This is a genomic window from Lysobacter sp. CA196 (assembly GCF_052078695.1).
Classification (GTDB): domain Bacteria; phylum Pseudomonadota; class Gammaproteobacteria; order Xanthomonadales; family Xanthomonadaceae; genus Lysobacter.
Genome location: NZ_JBQJIN010000007.1, coordinates 202,497 through 220,316 on the forward strand (window position 1 = coordinate 202,497; position 17,820 = coordinate 220,316).

General features: G+C 67.8%; 17 protein-coding genes and 1 pseudogene. 12 read left to right on the forward strand and 6 right to left on the reverse strand.

Translation table 11 applies throughout. The features are described from left to right. Positions 1–33: 33 nt before the first annotated feature. Positions 34–462 (reverse strand): YciI family protein, encoded by a 429-nt coding sequence (locus tag ACTOWK_RS09435; RefSeq protein WP_441329916.1) that lies wholly within the window; start codon positions 460–462, stop codon positions 34–36. 268 nt (positions 463–730) lie between these two features. On the opposite strand from ACTOWK_RS09435, the gene ACTOWK_RS09440 reads away from it, so the two are divergent. The 5 genes from ACTOWK_RS09440 to ACTOWK_RS09460 all read left to right on the forward strand — a co-directional run bounded on the left by ACTOWK_RS09440 (position 731) and on the right by ACTOWK_RS09460 (position 6,500). Beyond that, the gene (locus ACTOWK_RS09440) at positions 731–1,786 is read left to right on the forward strand and encodes an alpha/beta fold hydrolase (RefSeq protein ID WP_441329917.1); all 1,056 of its coding nucleotides are present in this window, start codon (positions 731–733) and stop codon (positions 1,784–1,786) included. Positions 1,787–2,041: 255 nt separating this feature from the next. Continuing rightward, positions 2,042–2,947, forward strand: a complete 906-nt coding sequence (gene gnd / locus ACTOWK_RS09445; protein WP_441329918.1) for a phosphogluconate dehydrogenase (NAD(+)-dependent, decarboxylating) — start codon at positions 2,042–2,044, stop codon at positions 2,945–2,947. A gap of 135 nt (positions 2,948–3,082) precedes the next feature. Then, on the forward strand, positions 3,083–4,321 hold the full coding sequence (locus tag ACTOWK_RS09450) for a DUF1624 domain-containing protein (RefSeq protein WP_441329919.1): 1,239 nt from the start codon (positions 3,083–3,085) through the stop codon (positions 4,319–4,321). Positions 4,322–4,587: 266 nt separating this feature from the next. Further along, positions 4,588–5,838: a glycosyl hydrolase family 8 gene (locus tag ACTOWK_RS09455; protein WP_441329920.1), complete on the forward strand. Its 1,251-nt coding sequence runs from the start codon at positions 4,588–4,590 to the stop codon at positions 5,836–5,838. A gap of 209 nt (positions 5,839–6,047) precedes the next feature. Then, entirely contained in the window at positions 6,048–6,500 is a 453-nt protein-coding gene (locus tag ACTOWK_RS09460) for a hypothetical protein (protein ID WP_441329921.1), read from the forward strand. Between the two features lie 76 nt (positions 6,501–6,576). Here ACTOWK_RS09460 and ACTOWK_RS09465 read toward each other — a convergent pair whose 3' ends face one another. Further along, positions 6,577–6,771, reverse strand: coding sequence for a hypothetical protein (locus ACTOWK_RS09465; protein WP_441329922.1), 195 nt, complete (start codon positions 6,769–6,771; stop codon positions 6,577–6,579). Between the two features lie 281 nt (positions 6,772–7,052). On the opposite strand from ACTOWK_RS09465, the gene ACTOWK_RS09470 reads away from it, so the two are divergent. Next, positions 7,053–7,847, forward strand: coding sequence for an N-acetylmuramoyl-L-alanine amidase (locus ACTOWK_RS09470; protein WP_441329923.1), 795 nt, complete (start codon positions 7,053–7,055; stop codon positions 7,845–7,847). Between the two features lie 6 nt (positions 7,848–7,853). On the opposite strand, the gene ACTOWK_RS09475 is transcribed toward ACTOWK_RS09470, so the two are convergent. Together ACTOWK_RS09475 and ACTOWK_RS09480 are read right to left on the reverse strand one after the other, a co-directional pair. Next, entirely contained in the window at positions 7,854–8,429 is a 576-nt protein-coding gene (locus ACTOWK_RS09475) for an NADPH-dependent FMN reductase (RefSeq protein WP_441329924.1), read from the reverse strand. Between the two features lie 180 nt (positions 8,430–8,609). Then, positions 8,610–9,845, reverse strand: coding sequence for an APC family permease (locus tag ACTOWK_RS09480; protein WP_237051788.1), 1,236 nt, complete (start codon positions 9,843–9,845; stop codon positions 8,610–8,612). Between the two features lie 624 nt (positions 9,846–10,469). Between ACTOWK_RS09480 and ACTOWK_RS09485 the strand changes: the two genes are divergently transcribed. Both ACTOWK_RS09485 and ACTOWK_RS09490 read left to right on the forward strand, forming a co-directional pair. After that, positions 10,470–10,652 (forward strand): hypothetical protein, encoded by a 183-nt coding sequence (locus tag ACTOWK_RS09485; protein ID WP_057916776.1) that lies wholly within the window; start codon positions 10,470–10,472, stop codon positions 10,650–10,652. A gap of 221 nt (positions 10,653–10,873) precedes the next feature. Continuing rightward, on the forward strand, positions 10,874–11,665 hold the full coding sequence (locus ACTOWK_RS09490; RefSeq protein WP_441329925.1) for a lytic transglycosylase domain-containing protein: 792 nt from the start codon (positions 10,874–10,876) through the stop codon (positions 11,663–11,665). Between the two features lie 55 nt (positions 11,666–11,720). On the opposite strand, the gene ACTOWK_RS09495 is transcribed toward ACTOWK_RS09490, so the two are convergent. Next, complete coding sequence (locus tag ACTOWK_RS09495; RefSeq protein WP_441329926.1) at positions 11,721–12,884, reverse strand: PQQ-dependent sugar dehydrogenase; 1,164 nt, start codon at positions 12,882–12,884, stop codon at positions 11,721–11,723. A 201-nt stretch (positions 12,885–13,085) separates the two neighbouring features. After that, positions 13,086–13,589 (reverse strand): hypothetical protein, encoded by a 504-nt coding sequence (locus tag ACTOWK_RS09500; RefSeq protein WP_031371974.1) that lies wholly within the window; start codon positions 13,587–13,589, stop codon positions 13,086–13,088. A gap of 277 nt (positions 13,590–13,866) precedes the next feature. On the opposite strand from ACTOWK_RS09500, the gene ACTOWK_RS09505 reads away from it, so the two are divergent. The 4 genes and pseudogenes from ACTOWK_RS09505 to ACTOWK_RS09520 form a co-directional block, all read left to right on the forward strand. Further along, entirely contained in the window at positions 13,867–14,055 is a 189-nt protein-coding gene (locus ACTOWK_RS09505) for a CPXCG motif-containing cysteine-rich protein (RefSeq protein ID WP_031371973.1), read from the forward strand. Between the two features lie 61 nt (positions 14,056–14,116). Continuing rightward, complete coding sequence (locus tag ACTOWK_RS09510) at positions 14,117–15,289, forward strand: winged helix DNA-binding domain-containing protein (RefSeq protein ID WP_441329930.1); 1,173 nt, start codon at positions 14,117–14,119, stop codon at positions 15,287–15,289. Positions 15,290–15,651: 362 nt separating this feature from the next. Continuing rightward, on the forward strand, positions 15,652–16,035 hold the full coding sequence (locus ACTOWK_RS09515) for an EF-hand domain-containing protein (RefSeq protein WP_441329927.1): 384 nt from the start codon (positions 15,652–15,654) through the stop codon (positions 16,033–16,035). Positions 16,036–17,110: 1,075 nt separating this feature from the next. After that, a pseudogene (locus ACTOWK_RS09520) lies at positions 17,111–17,820 on the forward strand (hypothetical protein); the annotation flags it as partial.

Genomic DNA, 17,820 nt, shown 5'->3' on the forward strand with positions numbered 1-17,820 from the left:
AAGGTGGCCTGGATAGAGTGAAAGGGCGGGCTCTCAGGAAGCGCGGCTCTCAGGAAGTGCGCTCTGCAGTTGCTCGAAGCCTGCGGCGGCTTGCTGCACGTCGGCGGGGAAGTCTTCCATCGTCATGACCTGGCGCACCTCGATGGTTTCGTGGTCCGCGCCGGGACAGCGGGTGGCCCAGGCAATCGCGTCCTCGCGCGAGGCGACGTCGATGATCCAGTAGCCGCCCAGCACTTCCTTGGCTTCCGGGAACGGGCCGTCGGTGACCTTGGGCTTGCCGCCGGCGAAGCTGACCCGCGCGCCCATCGACGGCGGGTGCAGGCCGTCGAGCGCGATCAACACGCCGGCCTGCTGCAGTTCGCGGTTGTAGGCCATCATCGCCTCGACCGCTTCGGCGCTCGGCATGGTGCCGGCCGCGGCGGTTTCGTAACCTTTCGGAATCATCAGCATCATGAAGCGCATGGCGGTATCTCCTGGGGATGTCGTTATGGGAAAGCGGCGGCCGTCCGGTGCCGTACCGTGTGTCGCAAGACCGCGCTCTTGTAATGACGACGAACCGGCGACGGCGGGATCGACACGTTCGCGAAAATATTTTCTGCAGCTGCCGTCGGCGGGTCCGGGCAGGGCTGCGGAACTGAATCGCATCTGTCTCGGTCGCGCCGGCCTCCCTCTCGCTGCAGCGCACTCCTGCTTACCATCGCCGCTTCATTGACCGAAGGCGAGGGCGGTAATGAGCAGTCCGAACAAGATCTGCGGCAAGCTGGCGACGGCACTGTTGTTGACGATGGCCTGCACGGCCGGCGCGGCCGATGCGCCGCCGCCGGTTGCGACATCGAAAGCGGTTCCCGATCCGGCTCTGGACGTTTATGCCGAGCCGGCGCAACGGGTGGAGATCGGCAAGGGCCGCCATCTCAACCTGCGCTGCAGTGGCCAGGGCGAGCCGACGGTCTTGCTGGAAGCCGGTTTCGCCGCCGATTCGATGACCTGGGCCAAGGCGCAGCCGCTGATCGCCGAGCGCAACCGCGTCTGCGCCTACGACCGCGCCGGTGTCGGTTACAGCGATGCTGGACCGCTGCCGCGCGACCTCGACGCCGACGTCGCCGATCTGCATGCCCTGATCGAGGCCGCCGACCTCGACACGCCGCTGATCCTGATCGGCCATTCCTACGGCAGCCAGGTGGTGCGCCGTTTCGACGAGCGCTATCCCAAACAGGTAGCGGCGCTGGTGCTGGTGGACCCGCCGGTGCAGAACGTCGCCGAATTTTCTCCCGGCTATGCCCAGCGCGAGGCCGAGATCGCGCCGAAGATGCTGGCGATGTACCGGGTCTGCGAACAAGGCGCACGCGACGGCCGTTTGACCGCGACGCCGCCGGCCGAACTCAAGTCCTGTCTGCGCGGGCCGAATCCGAACTACAGCGAGCGCTTGAACGCGGCGATCCTGGGTTGGCGCTCCAAGCAGGCGTTCTGGGACGGGCTGATTTCGGCCTCGGAACGGCGCGGGGCGCTGTACGACGGGCCGGTGCCGAAGAGCGAGCGCCACGACGGTAAGCCGGTGCTGGTGCTGAGCGCCGACCGGCCCTATCCGGGCGCCTCGCCGAAAGATCAGCAGTCGCTGGTTGCGGCCCGCGAACAGACCCACACCGCGCTGATCGGCACCACCCGCCTGGGCAAGCGGGTCATCATCGAAAACAGCTCGCACGATATCCCCATCGACCAGCCGACCGCGCCGGCGATCGCGGTGTTCGAGGCGATGCAGATGCGCGAACGGGCGAAGACCAAGGACTAGCGGCCGAGCAGGCGGGCCGGTCCGATGCGATAGGTCCGTGTCGGCTTAGGTGTCGGCGTAGGTGCCGGCATTGGATCGATCCGTTGCGTGGGCTGCGATTGCGGCATGCGGGTTTGCGACCATCTTGTGGACGATCACACCCGACTCCACCGGAGAGGGGACAATAGCGTCGATCCGTGCGCGACCTCGGTCGCGCGTCGGCCCCCACTCGGTCGCCGTATTCGTCGGCGGTTCGCACAAGACAAAGGAGACATCATGGATCTGGGCATGGTCGGTCTGGGGCGCATGGGCGCCAACATGGCCGAACGACTCGTACGCGGCGGACATCGCGTGGTCGGTTTCGACCCCGGTCCGGCGGCGCGCGAACAGGCCGCGGCACGCGGCATCGAAGCGGCCGCATCCTTGCGCGCGCTGATCGCCGCCTTGCCGGCGCCGCGCACGGTCTGGCTGATGGTGCCGGCCGGCGCGGTGGTCGATGCGACCCTGGCCGAACTGCTGCCGCTGCTCGCTCCGGGCGACAGCGTCGTCGACGGCGGCAACTCCAACTACAAGGACACAATGCGGCGCGCCGCCCAGCTCGCCGAGCACGGTCTGCATTACCTCGACTCCGGCACCAGCGGCGGCGTGTGGGGCCTCAAGGAAGGCTATAGCCTGATGATCGGCGGCGACGAGGCCGCGGTCGAACGCCTGCGCCCCATTTTCGAGACGTTGGCGCCCGCGGCGGATCGCGGCTGGGGCCGGGTCGGGCCGAGCGGCGCTGGGCACTTCACCAAGATGGTCCACAACGGCATCGAGTACGGCCTGATGCAGGCCTATGCCGAAGGCTTCGCGATCATGGGCCGCAAGGACGATTTCGGCCTCGACCTGCACCAGGTCGCCGAGATCTGGCGGCACGGCAGCGTGGTGCGTTCGTGGCTGCTCGACCTGAGTTCGGACGCACTGGCCAAGAACCCCTCGCTCGACGGCATCGCGCCCTATGTCGAGGACTCCGGCGAAGGCCGCTGGACCGTGGCCGAAGCGATCGACCTCAACGTTTCGGCGCCGGTGATCACCGCTTCGTTGCTCGAACGCCTGCGCTCGCGCGACAAGGACTCCTTCGCCGACAAACTGCTGGCGGCGATGCGCAACGAATTCGGCGGCCACGCCATCCGCAAGGAATAAGCCCGACCCGGGGCGAGCTGGGCCGTCCCGGCGCCATCATGGCGCCGTGCACGGCGGCGGCAGCGGTCTGGGCGGCACCGCTTGCGAGCCCGCGCAAGCGTTATGCTCGCGGCCAGGCCATCGGAAGCCGCCGTCATGCCGAGCACGCTGCCCGCAGTCGCCGCACCGGATCGGCCCGCCGCCGATGCGTCCGCGTCCGCTCTCGGCCTGACCCGCCTCGGCATGCCGCGCCTGGACATGGTCGATGCGCTGCGCGGACTGGTGATCGCGTTGATGGTGCTCGACCACGTGCGCGACTACTTTCATTGGCAGGCGTTCGTGTTCAGCCCAACCGACCTCGCCAAGACCACGCCGCTGCTGTTCGCGACCCGCTGGGTCACCCATCTGTGCGCGCCGAGTTTCGTCCTGCTTGCCGGCGTGTCGATCTTCCTGCAACAGGCCGGCGGCGCTTATCCGCGTCCGGCGCAATCGTGGTTTCTGCTCACTCGCGGCCTGTGGCTGATCGCGCTGGAATTGACCGTGATCGTGTTCGGCTTCAACTTCGTCTGGCCGTTCCTGTTCCTGCAGGTGATCTGGGCGATCGGCATCGGCATGGTGGCGATGGCGGCCTTGATCTGGCTGCCGCGCACGGCGGTGCTCGCGCTCGGCATCGCCGTCGTCGCCGGGCACGGGCTGCTCGCGGGTTTCGATGCCGGCCGGTGGGGCGCGCTGGCGCCGTTGTGGACCTTGGCGATGCGGCCCGGCGCGGTGCCCGGCATCGAGGGCTTCGTCGCCTATCCGGCGCTGCCCTGGGTCGGCATCCTCTGCCTGGGCTATGGTCTCGGCCCGCTGTTCCTGCTCGATGCGCCGCGCCGCCGCCGCGTCATTGCCGTGGTTGCGCTGGCGATGCTGGCGGCGTTCGCGATCCTGCGCGCCGGCACCGGCTTCGGCGATCCCTCGCCGTGGCAGCGTCAGGCCGACCCGCTCTTCGATGCGATGGCCTTCGTCAATGTCTCCAAATATCCGCCTTCGCTGTTGTATGCCTTGGTCACGCTAGGTCTGTCGCTGTTGCTGATGGTGGCGCTGGAGCATGGCTCGGGCTGGCTACGGCGCGTGCTGCTCGCGTTCGGCCGCACGCCCTTGTTCACCTATCTGCTGCATATCTATCTCGTGCACGGCCTGGCCTTGCTGATCGGCGTCGCCAGCGGCATTCCCGCGACGGTGTTCGTCGGCATCCTCGGCAATGCCGGGCGCATCGCCGAATCGGGCTGGGGGGTAAGCCTGCCGGTGGTGTTCGGGCTTTGGCTCGGCGTGCTGGCGGCGCTGTATCCGCTGTCGCGCTGGTTCGCCGGAGTCAAGGCGCGGCGTCGCGATCGCTGGCTGAGTTATCTGTAGGCCTACGACCATCGTCGATCTGCGAAGCCGGCCCGCCGCATTCACGCGTGCGGTCACGTCTGAACGAATGCTGCGCTGCACCGCGCGCTAGCCTCGTTCTGCGTCCGGCGCGGTGCATCGCGCATCGGCGGACGCGCAACGCCGCCGCGCCCGCATTCGATCCGCTTGTCGAACAAAAACCACGCCGCACCGGCGCATCGGGGCGGCGAATGGCGAAGCGCGCGCGGTTCCCGCAAGGCCATCGTTCCCCACCTTCGGAGACACCCATGTCCGTGCACACGAAGACGACGCGCCGCCCCTCGCTGCGACGCTGCCTGCAATCGCTCGCCCTCGCCGTCGCCACCACCACTGCGCTCTCGGCCGCGGCCGCACCCAACTTTCCTTTCGCCAGTCATCGCCAGGCTTATGTCGGCGGCACCCTGAGCCCGAGCGTCGGCCGCGCCGCCGCGGATCAGTCCACCGCCTCGTTCTATCGCACCTGGAAGCAGCGTTACCTCATCCCGGCCTGCAAGGCCGGCGAGTACCGGGTCAAGGCCGATACCGACGACGCCTACGTGGTCTCGGAAGGCCAGGGTTACGGCATGCTGATCACGGTGATGATGGCCGGCGAAGACCCGCAGGCGCAGGCCTTGTTCGACGGCCTGCACCGTTACAACCGCGGCCATCCCAGCGCCAACGACGGCGACTTGCTGGCCTGGGCGCAGAACGCCAGTTGCCACAACATCCTCGACCCGGACTCGGCCACCGACGGCGATCTCGATATCGCCTACGCCTTGCTGCTGGCCGACCTGCAATGGGGTTCGAGCGGCGCGATCAACTACGCCGCCGAAGCGCGCAAGGTGATCGCCGCGATCCGCCGCAGCAACGTCAACCCCACCACCAAGTTGGTCAACCTCGGCGACTGGGTCAGCACCGATACGCCGAAGCATTACTACGCCACCCGCAGTTCCGACTGGATGCTCGGCCATTTCCGCTCGTTCGCCAGCAAGCTCGGCGACAGCTACTGGACCGGCGTGCTCGGCGCGCACCAGACCCTGCTGTCGAAGATGCAGAGCAGCTACGCGCCGAACACCGGCCTGGTGCCGGATTTCATCGTCAACACCAATACCACCGCGAAGCCGGCGCCGGCGAACTTCCTCGAAGCCGACACCGATGGGTATTACTCCTGGAACGCCGGGCGGGTGCCGTGGCGGATCGGTATCGACGCGGCGGTCAGCGGCGACAGCCGCTCGCGCACCGCCGCGCGCAAGCTGAGCCAATGGATCCGGGTCAAGGCCGGCAACGACCCCAACCGCGTGCGCAGCGGCTATCGCCTCGACGGCCAGGTGGTCGAGAACTACAACAGCATGTTCTTCACCGCGCCGTTCGCGGTCGCCGCGACCGTCGACCCGGATGGCCAGGCCTGGCTCGACAAGCTGTGGAGCTATACCGTCGCCAGCGGCCCCAGCGACTACTACGGCGACAGCGTCAAGCTGCTGTCGATGCTGGCGGTGTCGAACAACTGGCTGAAACCCTGAGCCGGTCCGGATTGCCGATTGAATCGCCCGATTAGGACAATCGCCTAGGTCGAAAGTCTATGGAGTGTGCCCGGCGTCCCGATTAGGATCGGGACGCCGGTCGTCGGAACTGCGACGGCGCCGGCATCGACCATCCATGACGGGCGAGCGAACCGGACGGTTCGCCGCCATGCGGCGTTCGTGCCGCTATCGACGAGGCATAAGGGACCATGCGAAAGATTCTATCGACCTTGATTCTGGCCGCGGCTTGCGCGGCGGCCACGGCATCGCCCGACCGGGCACCGTTCGAAGTACAGGGCGTGCTGGAGCAGCAGAAGCAGATCCGTACCGAAGTCGAGACCGGCAAGGGCGCCTATGGCGGGCTCGATGCCAACGCCCGCCGCGAACTGGCGACGCGCCAGGAGCGCTTGTTCAAGCTGCTCGAAGGCCGCCGTTACGAGGACCTCAGCGAGAGTGAGCGCGAGGGCGCGCACGGCGACCTGGCCTGGATCGCGCAAGCGGCGCGCAGCGGTGAGGAGAAGCTGGTCTGCGAGCGTATACGGCCGATCGGCAGCAACCGGGTCGAGCGTGTGTGCAAGACCGCGGCGCAACGCCGCGCGGAACAAGAAGCGCGTAACCAGAATGTGGAGATGTTGCGCCAGCAGGGCCGGCCGACGATGTAACCGGCCGCCTGCCGCGCGGATCGACCCGCGCGGCAGGCGCTTGCGTCAATCGCTTACGTCAGTCGCTATGCCGGGCTCAATCGCAGCAGCGGCAAGGCTGGCCGTTGCCTGGGTACCACCCGGGCATGCCGCCGCAACGGTCCTGGCAAATCTTGTAGCTGCACAGGGCCTGGTCGGCAGGCGCCGACGAGGACGCCTGGGCGATGCCGAAACCGAAGCCGAATGCGGCCAGGGCGAAGGCGGCGACGAGTCTGAAACCTTTGCGCTTCATGCATGATCCTCCTGCTGTGGCGAACTATCGTGGCGAATCTTCCCGGGCCGCGCGGCGTGCTGGGCCGGCGCCCCGTGGCGCGGGCGAGTGCCCGTGCCGGCGGCCACTGTAGGCGCGGCGCTGCCGGCGTTCTGGCGAACCGGTCACCAAAGCGCGGACCGCAGCGGATGAACAGGCGACCGCCTCGAGATGGATCGCATCGATTACAGGCCTGCGCATTTGCCCGCGGTCGCCGGCTCGCGCGATCATCGACGCATCGATCGCTTCACGAGCGCCACCGCGTGCCCTTGCCCTATCGCCGTCCGCTGCATTCGTGCGCCGTAGCGCTGATCCTCGCCTTGAGCGCCTGCGCGACCACGCCGCCGCACAACCCGCTCGCGCAGTGGCAGGGCTCGCCGAACTACAACGAACGCGGTGCGCAGCTGATCGTGCTGCATCACACCCAGATGGAAAGCGCCGAGCGCGCCTTGGTGACCCTGCAGACGCGTAATTCGCAGGGGCGGGTCAGCGCCCATTACCTGATCGGCGCCGACGGGCGCATTTACCAACTGGTCGCGGACAGCATGCGCGCCTGGCATGCCGGCGCCGGCAGTTGGGGCGAAACCAGCGACCTCAATTCGGCCTCGATCGGCATCGAACTCGACAACGACGGCAGCGAGCCGTTCGAGCAGGCCCAGATCGACAGTCTGCTGCGCTTGCTCGACGATCTGACCCGGCGCTTGAACATTCCGCGCCATGCCATCGTCGCCCACGGCGACCTCGCGCCGACGCGCAAGACCGACCCGAGCGTGTTGTTTCCGTGGCAGCGCCTGGCCGAGGCCGGTTTCGGCCTGTGGCCGCGCGCCACGCTGGTCGAACCGCCGCCGAGCTTCGATGCCTGGGCGGCGCTGCGCCTGGTCGGCTACGACCTGCGCGACCCGGGGGCGGCGCTTGCGGCGTTCCATCGCCGTTTCCGCGCCAACGAAGCGCGCGAATGGCAAGCGGGCGATGCCGCGATTCTGTTCGATCTGCAACGCCAGCTCATGCAGTTGCCGGACGGCGCGCCCATGCCACCGCCGGCGCCGCCGTTGCGTTGAGCGGGCTCAGGCCGCCGCCTCGTACGGCGTGGCCGAACGCGCGTCGCGCAGCGCCCGCGACCACCAGCTCAGCCGCGACAGCATGGTCGTCATCGCCTGGCCCGCGGCTTGCGGTTCGTGCAGCTCGCCGTCGGGTCCGAACTGACGCCAGGCGCTGACCAGGTTGACGCTGTCGCGCAGGGTCACCGCGTGCAGCTCGGCGAAGACCTGGCGCAGTTGCTCGATCGCGCGCAGGCCGCCGGAGCTCGCGCCATAACTGACGAAGGCGACCGGCTTGGCCTGCCAGGGTTCGTAGCAGGCGTCGATGAGCGCCTTCAACGGCGCCGGGTAGCCGTGGTTGTATTCGGGCGTAACGATCACGAAGGCATCCGCAGCGTGCAGGCGTTGGCGCAGTTGCTGCAGCTGCGCTTCGTCCTGGCGCAGCACGCGGCCGGACAGCGGCCAATCGGCAGGATCGATGCGGACGGTTTCGAAGCCGCCGTGGCGGTCGACATGGCGTTGGGTCCATTCGGCGACGACGTCGCAGAAACGGCCCTCGCGCGCGCTGCCGTAGATCAACGCGAGTTTGATGGTGGGGTACATGCAGGTCGGTGGTTGGGGAACATGCCGGGCAGCTTAAAACCTCAAGTAATATCGAGGTCAAGCGCTGCTTTCGCTGTCCCCTTCCGATGTCGCGGCGGGGTTCTTGCTTCGCACCCGGGCTGTTTCGCTGCGCCGGCGGCGAACCGCCGGCGTGCTTGCGTCTGCGCCAATGCCTGTGTTTCAGGCCTCCGGCTTGCGCCGGAACTTGTAGATCACCGCGCCGACCGCGAGCGCGATCGCCGCGGCGATCAGGTTCGCGGTGCTGGCGCTGGCGAGCAGGCCGAGCGACAGCACGATCGCCGCGATCGGGATGATCGGGCCGCCCGGCAGTTGCAAGGCGCCTTCGCTCTTGCCGTGGCGCTTCTGCAGCACCAGCACCGACACCGCGGTGCCGATATAGGTGCACAGGCGCGCCACCACCGAGAGCAGGGCGAGTTGCTGGAACGAACCGGTCAGGGCCAGTGCCAGCGCGACCACGCCGAGCAGCACCACCGCTCGCGCCGGCGTGTGGAAGCGCGGATGGATCGCCGACAGGGCGCGCGGGCCGTAGCCGTCCTTCGACAAGGCCAGCAGATAGCGCGGGCCCATCATCACCGTATTGCTGTTGGTGCCGAGGATCGAGATGGCCGCGCCGACCGTCAGCACCAGAGCCAGCCCGGTGCCGCTGAAATGCGCGGCGGCTTCGGCGAGCGGGCTCGACGACTGGGCGATGCCCGGCAAGGTGCCCAGAGCGACCAGTTGCACGGTGAAGTAGATGATGGTGACCAGAACGATCATGGTCAGCAGCGCGAACGGCACGTCGCGGCGCGGATTGCGGTACTCGCCGGCGGCCGCGGGCAGGTTCTCGAAGCCGGCATAGGCGAACAGCAGCAACAACGCGGCCTCGCCCAGGTGGTCCATCGGCATCGGCGTGTCTGAGGACAACAGCGAGGCATCGAAGTAGAACGCGCCGATGGCGACGAACAACAGCAGCGGCAGCAGCTTGCCGATCGCCAGGGCGACGCCGGCCCGCGCCGCGGTACGCACGCCGATGACGTTGATCAGTACCAGCAGGGCGAGCGAGCCGGCGACCACCGCCACGCGGGCGACGCCGCCCTTGGCGGCCGGCCAGAACAGCCCGACCGCCTCGGCCAGGCCGTTGCTCAGCGAGGCCGCGGTCGAGATGCGCGTGACCAGCAGCATCCAGCCGACCTCGAAACCGGCGAAGGGGCCGAAGGCCTCGCGGGCGTAGAGATAGCCGCCGCCGGGTTGGTCGAAATAGCTCGCCGCCTGGGCGTAGCACAGCACCAACAGGGCCACCGCGAATCCGGCCAGCAACACCGCCCACAGACTGGCTGGGCCGAGCAGGGCGGCGGCGGTGGCCGGCAACAGATAGATGCCGCTGCCGATCACGTCGTTGATGGACAGGCCGACGATCTGCCAGCGGCTGACGGCGCGGACGGTGCCGGGGCGCCCGTCGTCCGGAGCAAGGGCCGCAGCGGCGGCGGGCGAGGACGAAACGGGCGCGTGCGGCGTCGGCTGGCTCAAACGGTGGTTCCCCTCGCTCGGTGGCGGTGCGGCGGACCGCATGCGGCGCCGATGTCGTCGCACCTTAGTGCCTGCGGCCTGCCGCTTTCAATCCGCACTGCGGCATGTCGGCCGGCGCGCAGCGCATAAGCAGGCTGGGCAGGGCCGCGCCGGTGTCCGGCCGATGTGCGCAAGCCCGACCTTGCGATGGAGATGCGTCGAGTTGCGCCGGATCGTGCCCAACGCGCGCCGTGTTCGTAAACGTTTTGTTGCGTTCAGTCACCGTCGCGCCATCGCCGAGGCCGCGAATGAGGCCTAACGCACGTTTTCGCCGGTTCATCGGGCCGCGCCTAACGCGTATCGCCGGCGGGCTGGTTAAAGAAACGTAGCGGCGGGATTTCGGGCCGCGTTTTCGTTCATGCCGATGACGGCAGTGTGCAGTCCGTGCCTACGAAACACGGCACGCGTTGCAGCAACGACGATTCAACCGATCCGATCGATTCGATTCACACGACACCGGAGGTAACCGCATCCATGAAGACCACCATTCGCACCGCACTGTACGGCCTGGCCGCCATCAGCGTGCTCGGCCTGGCCGCTTGCGCCAGCAAGGGCGAGACCACCGACGCGCCGGCGGCATCGAGCGCACCGGCGGCCGAAGCCGCCCCGGCCGATGCGGCCGCTCCGCCGGCGAGCGGAGACGGTTCGGGCACCTGATTCCGGGACGACGACCATCGCGAACGATGGCCGTCCCCCGCCAACGCAGAAGGGCGGCCGCGAGGCCGCCCTTTCTGTTGCGCCGGCTTGGGTCGCTCGGGTGATCGCGCGAGTGAGCCGGGGTTCTTGGCTGAACGCGATCTTGGCAATCGTGAACCCAGCGCCGCCGACCTGACCTTCGGCGCTGGCGCGGGTCGCCGGCGGGCCTAGAATCGCGGCGAATGAACGCCCGTCCACCCGCCGCCCTGCGTGTCGTCGCTGCCGTCGTCCTGTTGGCGCTGGCCGCGGGCGCGCAGGCGCGCACCGTGTACCGTTGCGTGCGCGACGGCACCGTCAGCCTCGCCACCGCGCCCGAACCCGGCTCGCGCTGCGTCGCCAAAGAGTTCGACGACAACGTCGCCAAGCTGCCCAATCTGTGGGGCGAGATGGGCGTGATCAACGGCAACCTCTACGAGCGCCAGCAGGACGGCAAGACTGTCTACAGCACGCGCAAGCTGCCCGGTTCGGTGAGGGTGATGGGCTTCACCGTGGAAACGCCGCCCGGCGAGCCCGCGCATCCGGGGCTGGGCAAGGTCGGCAAGGCCCAGCTCGACAAATTCCCGGCGCAGTTCCGTTCCGCGGCCAAGGCCAGCGGCGTCGACGATGCCTGGTTGCGCGCGATCGCCCATGCCGAGAGCGGCTTCGACGCCAAGGCGGTTTCGTCCAAGGGCGCGCAGGGCGTGATGCAGCTGATGCCGGAGACGGCCAAGGAATACGGCGTGCTCGACCCGTTCTCGTCGAGCGAATCCATCAATGCCGGCGCACGCCATCTCAAGGCTTTGATGCGGCGCTACAAGGGCGACCTGATGCTGGTCGCGGCGGCCTACAACGCCGGCATCGGTACGGTGACCCGCTATGGCGGCGTGCCGCCGTACCGAGAAACCCAGGAATACATCGCCAAGGTGCAGGCCTTGCACCAGCGCTATCAACTCGCCCTGGGCACCCGCAAACCGGTGTTGAGAGCCGCGCAGTGAGGCCATCGCCCTCTCCCGTGGTCGGGAGAGAGCGTGGCAGGCGCCTCGCCGATGCTTACAGCGGGGTCAACCGCAGCAAGCGCGCGTTGGTGCCGTCTTCGAGCAGCCAGACATCGCCGTTCGGGCCTTGCTCGACTTCGCGGATGCGCTTGCCCATCGGATAGCGTTCGGCCTCGGCGGCGGTGTTGCCGCTGAAGCGCACGCGGATCAGCGCCTGCGAGGCCAGGCCGCCGATCAGGCCGTTACCGGCCCAGGCCGGAAAGCGAGTGCCGGAGTAGATGATGAAGCCGGCCGGTGCGATCACCGGCGTCCACCAGGCTTCCGGCGCGTTGAGGTCCGGGCGCGTGCTGTGGCGCGGGATCGGCGTGCCGTCGTAGTGATCGCCTTGCGACACCAGCGGCCAACCGTAATTGGAGCCGCGTTCGATCAGGTTGAGTTCGTCGCCGCCCTTCGGCCCCATTTCGTGGATCCACAGCTTGCTCTGCGCATCGAAGGCGATGCCGAGCAGGTTGCGATGGCCGTACGACCACACCGTCGCGGCGACGCCGCCGCGGCCGTAGAAGGGATTGTCGGTGGGCACGGTGCCGTCGTCGTTGAGGCGGATGACCTTGCCGAGCGGGGAGTTGAGGTCCTGGGCCGGATCGAATTTCTGCCGCTCGCTCGAGGTGATCCACAGCTTGCGGTCGGGGCCGAAGGCGAGGCGGTGGCCGTAGTGATTGCTGCCGCTGACTTTCGGCTGGCGCCAGATCACCCGCAGCTCGCTCAGCGAAGCGCTGGTCGAGCTGATGTTGAGCTTGGCGCGCGCGACCGTGGCACCGGCGGTACCGCTGGTGCTGCCGCGTTCGGCGTAGCTGATGTAGATGTATTTGTTGGTCGCGTACTGCGGATGCAGGATCACGTCGCCGAAGCCGCCCTGGCCGCCATAGGCCACCGCGGGCACGCCGCTGACCGTGCGCGCGCTGCCGCCGATGGTTTGCAGTTTGAGCACGCCGCGCTTCTCGGTGACCAGCAGGCGGCCATCGGGCAGGAAGGTCATCGCCCAGGGTTCGTTGAAGCGCGCGACTTCGGTCGCGGTGAACGGCAGCGCCTTGTTCGATTCGGGCGCGCTGTTCGCGCTGGTGTGGTCCGCGCTGGTGTGGTCGTAGGCGCTGGCGGCCGGTGCGGCGAAGGCGCCGAGCAGCGCGGTGGAGCAAACGAGGGAGAGCATCGAGCGGTTCATGGTGGGTCTCCGATGTCCGGCAGGCGTGGGGTTTGAGGCCGGCCGAGAGTGCCATCGAAGAAGCGCCGGTCTTGCGACCGGATCGGCAGTTCGCGGCGCACGCGCGGTCGCCGCCGCGATTCGCAAACGCGATCACGCAGGCAATGAGGCCTGGACGCTACGAAGTCGTGAGCGCGCCGCCGTCGCGGCGGCGCGCAAGGCTCAGGCGAACGCCTTGAGCGAATCGAACGGCAGCAGTTCGGCGCCGACGGCGTTGCGCAGCACGCGCGCCTCGGCTTGCAGCAGCAGGTCGCGGTCGCCGTCGATCACCACCAGGATGCGGCCTTGCTGGATATGCGCGTCGAACTTGCGCCGGATCGGGTCGGGCAGGGCCGAGCCCATCAGTGCTGAGGCCCAGCAGCCGACCATGGCGCCGGCCACGGTAGCCGCCGCCGCGCCGGCGATGGTCAGGCCGATCGGGCTGATCACGACCGCGAGCAAGCCGGCCAGCAAACCGGTGGCACCGCCGTAGCCGGCGCCGCGCAGCGCCGCCGACATCAGGTCGGTATCGGCTTCCTTGCGATCGTTCGGAATCGACTTGAGTTCGATGTCGGAACGCGCGATCAGCAGGATGTCGTCGTCGTGCACGCCGGCTTCGCGCGCGGCATCCATAGCCGCTTGCGCGGTGGCGAGGTCGGGCGTGCTGAACACGTGGCGGGTCTTCATGGCGCATCTCCGGATGCGGACGGTTCGCCTTGATGGGACGCATGCCGTCATGGGGCGCCTGAGGGCGCCGATCGCATCGGCCCGGCAAGCGGCCGCTGCCAGCCCGGGCCGTATCGTCATCAGCTTCCGCCGCGGCGGGTTAGTCCAGAGTGAGCGCGCGGGCGCAGGCGACGAACGGTCGCTCGCGATGCGCTGTCGCAGTCAGGAACGAGGAATCACTGGACGCAGGAATCGCCCCGGCACCATGCTATGCGCAGTCCGTCACCGGGGCATCGCCATGTTGCCGAGCGTCGAAGTCCAATGTCCTTACTGCGGCGAGCCGATCGATCTGGTCATCGACGATTCCGCCGGCGACCAGCGCTATATCGAGGACTGCCAGGTCTGCTGCCGGCCGATCGTGGTCGCGGTCAGTCTCGACGAGGACGGCCAGCCGCACGTGGCGGTGTACGCGGAAGACGAGGCGTGATGGCGCTGACGTTGCGTCGGGCGATCGTCTCGCTTCATCGTTCGAGCGCGGTTTGACGACGGTGCCGAGCGCGAAACGCGTGGCCGCGGCGAGTTCGGGCCTATCCAGGCAGGCCGCTGCCGAGGTATTGAGCGTGCGTGCGCTCAATCGCGCGCTGCTGGCACGGCAATCCTTGCTCGAACGCAACGGCGAATCCGTGCCGGCGATGGTCGAGCGCCTGCTCGGCTTGCAGGCGCAGGCGCCCAATCCGCCGTATCTCGGGTTGTGGACGCGGCTGCGCGATTTCGCCCTCGACGATTTGACCCGGGCGATGCAGGCCCGCGAGGTGGTGCGCGCAACGATGATGCGCGGCACCTTGCATCTGGTCAGCGCACAGGATTACCGAAGACTGCGTCCGGTGCTGCAGCCGGTGTTGCAGCGGTTGTCGCTGCAGAGCGGTCACGCGCGTGCGCTGAAGGGTTTGGAACTGGCGGCGGTGCGCCGTGCCGGTTTCGAGGCCTTGCGCGCGCAACCGCTCAGCGCGAGTGCGCTCGGCGAAGCGCTGAGTGCGCACTGGCCCGACCACGACGCCAACCAGCTCGCCTTGCTGGTGCGCGGCGCCGAGCCCCTGGTGCACGTGCCGCCCGCGGGCTTGTGGGACTCGCACAAGCCGGCCTGTTTCGCCACCGCGATCGATTGGCTGGACGCATCGATAGACGACAGCGCCGACGAGGATGCGAGCGACGCGATGGCGTTGCGTTATCTCGGCGCTTTCGGCCCGGCCAGCGCCCGCGACGCGACGACCTGGTCCGGCCTGACCGCGATGCGCGAACGCCTCGAGCGCCTGCGCCCCGGGTTGCGGGTGTTTCGCGACGAAGCCGGCACCGAGTTGTTCGACCTGCCCGATGCGCCGCGCCCCGACGCGGATATCCCGGCGCCGCCGCGATTGCTGCCCGAGTTCGACAACGTCCTGTTGTCGCATGCCGAGCGTTCGCGCATCTTCGATGAATCCTTGCGGGGTTCGATCTTCACTCGTAACGGCCTGGTCGCGGCGACGATCCTGGTCGACGGTTTCGTCGCCGGGACCTGGAAGCTGCAGCGCGACGCCCGCTGCGCGAGCTTGACCATCGTTCCCTTCAAGCGGCTCAAGGCCGCCGACCGCGAGGCCCTCGAGCGCGAGGCCGAGCAATGTTTGAGCGTGGCGGCGCCGGGCCAGGCGCGGCGCGAGCTGCGTTTCCTCGCCACGAGCGCATAACGCCGCCGCGGCTGGCGCTGGCGTCGCGGATGACACCGACGCTGGACGATGAATGTGCGGCTGCACGACATGCGCATCGATCGCGTTGACCGCCGCGTTCGTAAAGGTTGTGTTGTGTTCAGCGAATGCGGGCCGATGCAGGGCCGGCGATTGGCGCTGCGAGTCACGTTTTGCCGCGTTCCGGCAGCTCACTTCGCCGAGGGCCTAACGGCATCGGCCGCGGATGTGGTTAAGCCAACGTAGCTTTAACGCTTGCGCACGTCGATCGGTTCAGAAGCGCGGCGGCAAGGTGGACTCGTGCGGTAAGCCCCCACCGGCAATCGAGACCGCGCAGTACAGCAAACTCATTCCAGGAGACACTCATGAACCAGATTTCCCGCAAGTCGCTGATCGGTACCTTGGCCCTGGTCGCCTCGCTGTCCGCGCCGCTCGCGTTCGCACAATCGGCGACCGCCGCACAGACGCCGCCGACCGAGGACGCCGCCGCAGCGGCGACCGGTGCGCAGGACACGGCAGCGACTTCGGCTGCCCAGCCGACCGCCGCGGCTCCGCAGAAGAAGAGCTGGGCCGACGTCGACGGCAACAAGGACGGCAACCTGAGCAAGACCGAGGCCGCGGCCGTACCCGCGCTCGGCCAGGTCTTCGAACAGGCCGATTCCGATGCCAACGGCGCGCTGACGCCGGACGAATACAAGGCCTATGTCGCCAAGGTCCAATCCAACGGCGGCGGCAAGAACGGCGGCTGATACCGCCTATCGGGGTGCAGGATCTCCTGCGTTGTGTGAAAGGGCGGCCCTTGGGCCGCCCTTTTTTGTGAGCGCGGCTTTTATGGGGGCGATTCCTGGCCGTGGGCTCGGCCGGCCGGTCTGCCTGCCTGCTTGCGGGCACCCACGGCCGGCTGCTGAGGCGCGACCGCAGCGGTCGGGAGGGAGGCCGCCGACCTGGGACCGGGCAGCCGGACGGAACTCTTTATCAGGGACTGCCCGGATCTCCGAGCGGGCCAAGCCCCCAGCCGCCAATGCCGCCGGTGGAGAGGCGCCAACCGAATCCCGGAACCTGTTGGTGCTTCCGGTCGCTCAGCTGAACCATTCAGACGTCTCATTCAGTTATTGACAACTGTTCAGCCAATTGGGGCTGTAACCGACAGACGGTCTCCGAAACTCAGTGACTCCAGAGCAATCTGTGTTTATGGTCACATAAATGGGTGTTGGGGTTAGTAGATCGTTAAACGCAAGCTACGAAGCACACTAACTGTCGATTGCCGATTTCGGCGACACCGCGTCGTCTTCGCGCAGGGGCTTTGGTGGGTTCTTAACGAGTTGCAGCGATACGACTCTCAGAGGGGAGAGGGGATATGGCTCGACGCGGCACCGGGGTAAAAGTTTCATCTGAAACAAATTACGGCGCAGGCCGGCCCAACCGCGGCCGGCCGCTCTGCTGCATCCGTGGGCGAGAGGCAGTTGTCCTGCCGACTTTGCCTCTGCTGGCGCCAACTGGCGCCGCTCGTAAACAAAGTGACGCTTTGGGGCACATCCAGACCAGGCCACTTTTAGAAATCTTCAGATTTCATAAAAGTGAGACGGCTGGCACAGTTTTTGCAGCCGCACTGAGCATGTCCGTGTCCGTTTTTCCTTCCTACCAGGGCTGACCCATTCACGAATATGAAGGGTGAGCCCAGTTAGCCGCCTGTGACGTACGCAGACGGCAGTCGCGCCAGATCGGGCGACGAAGGGTCGGGGTCGGGGAAGCAATCCAGCACTTAGCTAGCAACACGTCGCGTGCCAACGAGCTCGGCACGGCGGCAATCGGGGAGCAAACAGCGTGATCGCCAAATTCCAAGCCATCGCGACAGCGTTCAGCCGTCGCATGATCATGCCGGTCGCGTTCGCGGCCTCCCTCTTGCTGTCCGCGGATCCGGCGCATGCCCAGGCGGTCAACACCGCGACCGTGACACCCCCGACCGGGGTGACCGATCCGACCTGCAACGTCGCCAATCCCCCGTGCAACAGCGCGACCGACAGCGACTCGATCCTGGCCTCCCTGACCCTGGTCAAGACGGTCACCAACGACAACGGCGGCACCGCGGTGGCGACGGCTTGGACGCTGCAAGCGGCCGGCCCGACCAACATCAGCGGCGCCACCGGCGCCACGGCCGTCACCAGTGCCCCGGTCAGCCCGGGCAGCTACACCCTCTCCGAGACGGGCGGCCCGAGCGGTTATACCGCTAGCACCTATAGCTGTGTCGTCAACGGCGGCGCACCGGTCGTATCCAACAGCCTGACGCTTGCTTTCGGCGATACCGCGACCTGCACCATCAACAATAACGACCAGGCGGCGACGCTGACCCTGGTCAAGACGGTGACCAACGACAACGGCGGCACCGCGACGATCAGCGACTTCCCGCTGACCGCGACCGGCCCGACCACGATCACCGGTGTGAGCGGCACGGCGACGGTGACCAGTGCACCGGTCAGCGCCGGCGTCTACACCCTGACCGAAGCGACCGTGGCCGGTTACACCGCCGGTAGCTG

Excerpts from the sequence above, each read along its gene's own strand:
- ACTOWK_RS09440 (WP_441329917.1), top strand. The coding sequence starts at position 731 with ATGAGCAGTCCGAACAAGATCTGCGGCAAGCTGGCGACGGCACTGTTG.
- ACTOWK_RS09455 (WP_441329920.1), top strand. The coding sequence starts at position 4,588 with ATGTCCGTGCACACGAAGACGACGCGCCGCCCCTCGCTGCGACGCTGC.
- ACTOWK_RS09490 (WP_441329925.1), top strand. The coding sequence starts at position 10,874 with ATGAACGCCCGTCCACCCGCCGCCCTGCGTGTCGTCGCTGCCGTCGTC.
- ACTOWK_RS09485 (WP_057916776.1), top strand. The coding sequence starts at position 10,470 with ATGAAGACCACCATTCGCACCGCACTGTACGGCCTGGCCGCCATCAGC.
- ACTOWK_RS09515 (WP_441329927.1), top strand. The coding sequence starts at position 15,652 with ATGAACCAGATTTCCCGCAAGTCGCTGATCGGTACCTTGGCCCTGGTC.
- ACTOWK_RS09505 (WP_031371973.1), top strand. The coding sequence starts at position 13,867 with ATGTTGCCGAGCGTCGAAGTCCAATGTCCTTACTGCGGCGAGCCGATC.
- ACTOWK_RS09435 (WP_441329916.1), bottom strand. The coding sequence starts at position 462 with ATGCGCTTCATGATGCTGATGATTCCGAAAGGTTACGAAACCGCCGCG.
- ACTOWK_RS09460 (WP_441329921.1), top strand. The coding sequence starts at position 6,048 with ATGCGAAAGATTCTATCGACCTTGATTCTGGCCGCGGCTTGCGCGGCG.
- ACTOWK_RS09465 (WP_441329922.1), bottom strand. The coding sequence starts at position 6,771 with ATGAAGCGCAAAGGTTTCAGACTCGTCGCCGCCTTCGCCCTGGCCGCA.
- ACTOWK_RS09475 (WP_441329924.1), bottom strand. The coding sequence starts at position 8,429 with ATGTACCCCACCATCAAACTCGCGTTGATCTACGGCAGCGCGCGCGAG.
- ACTOWK_RS09500 (WP_031371974.1), bottom strand. The coding sequence starts at position 13,589 with ATGAAGACCCGCCACGTGTTCAGCACGCCCGACCTCGCCACCGCGCAA.
- gnd (WP_441329918.1), top strand. The coding sequence starts at position 2,042 with ATGGATCTGGGCATGGTCGGTCTGGGGCGCATGGGCGCCAACATGGCC.
- ACTOWK_RS09450 (WP_441329919.1), top strand. The coding sequence starts at position 3,083 with ATGCCGAGCACGCTGCCCGCAGTCGCCGCACCGGATCGGCCCGCCGCC.
- ACTOWK_RS09495 (WP_441329926.1), bottom strand. The coding sequence starts at position 12,884 with ATGAACCGCTCGATGCTCTCCCTCGTTTGCTCCACCGCGCTGCTCGGC.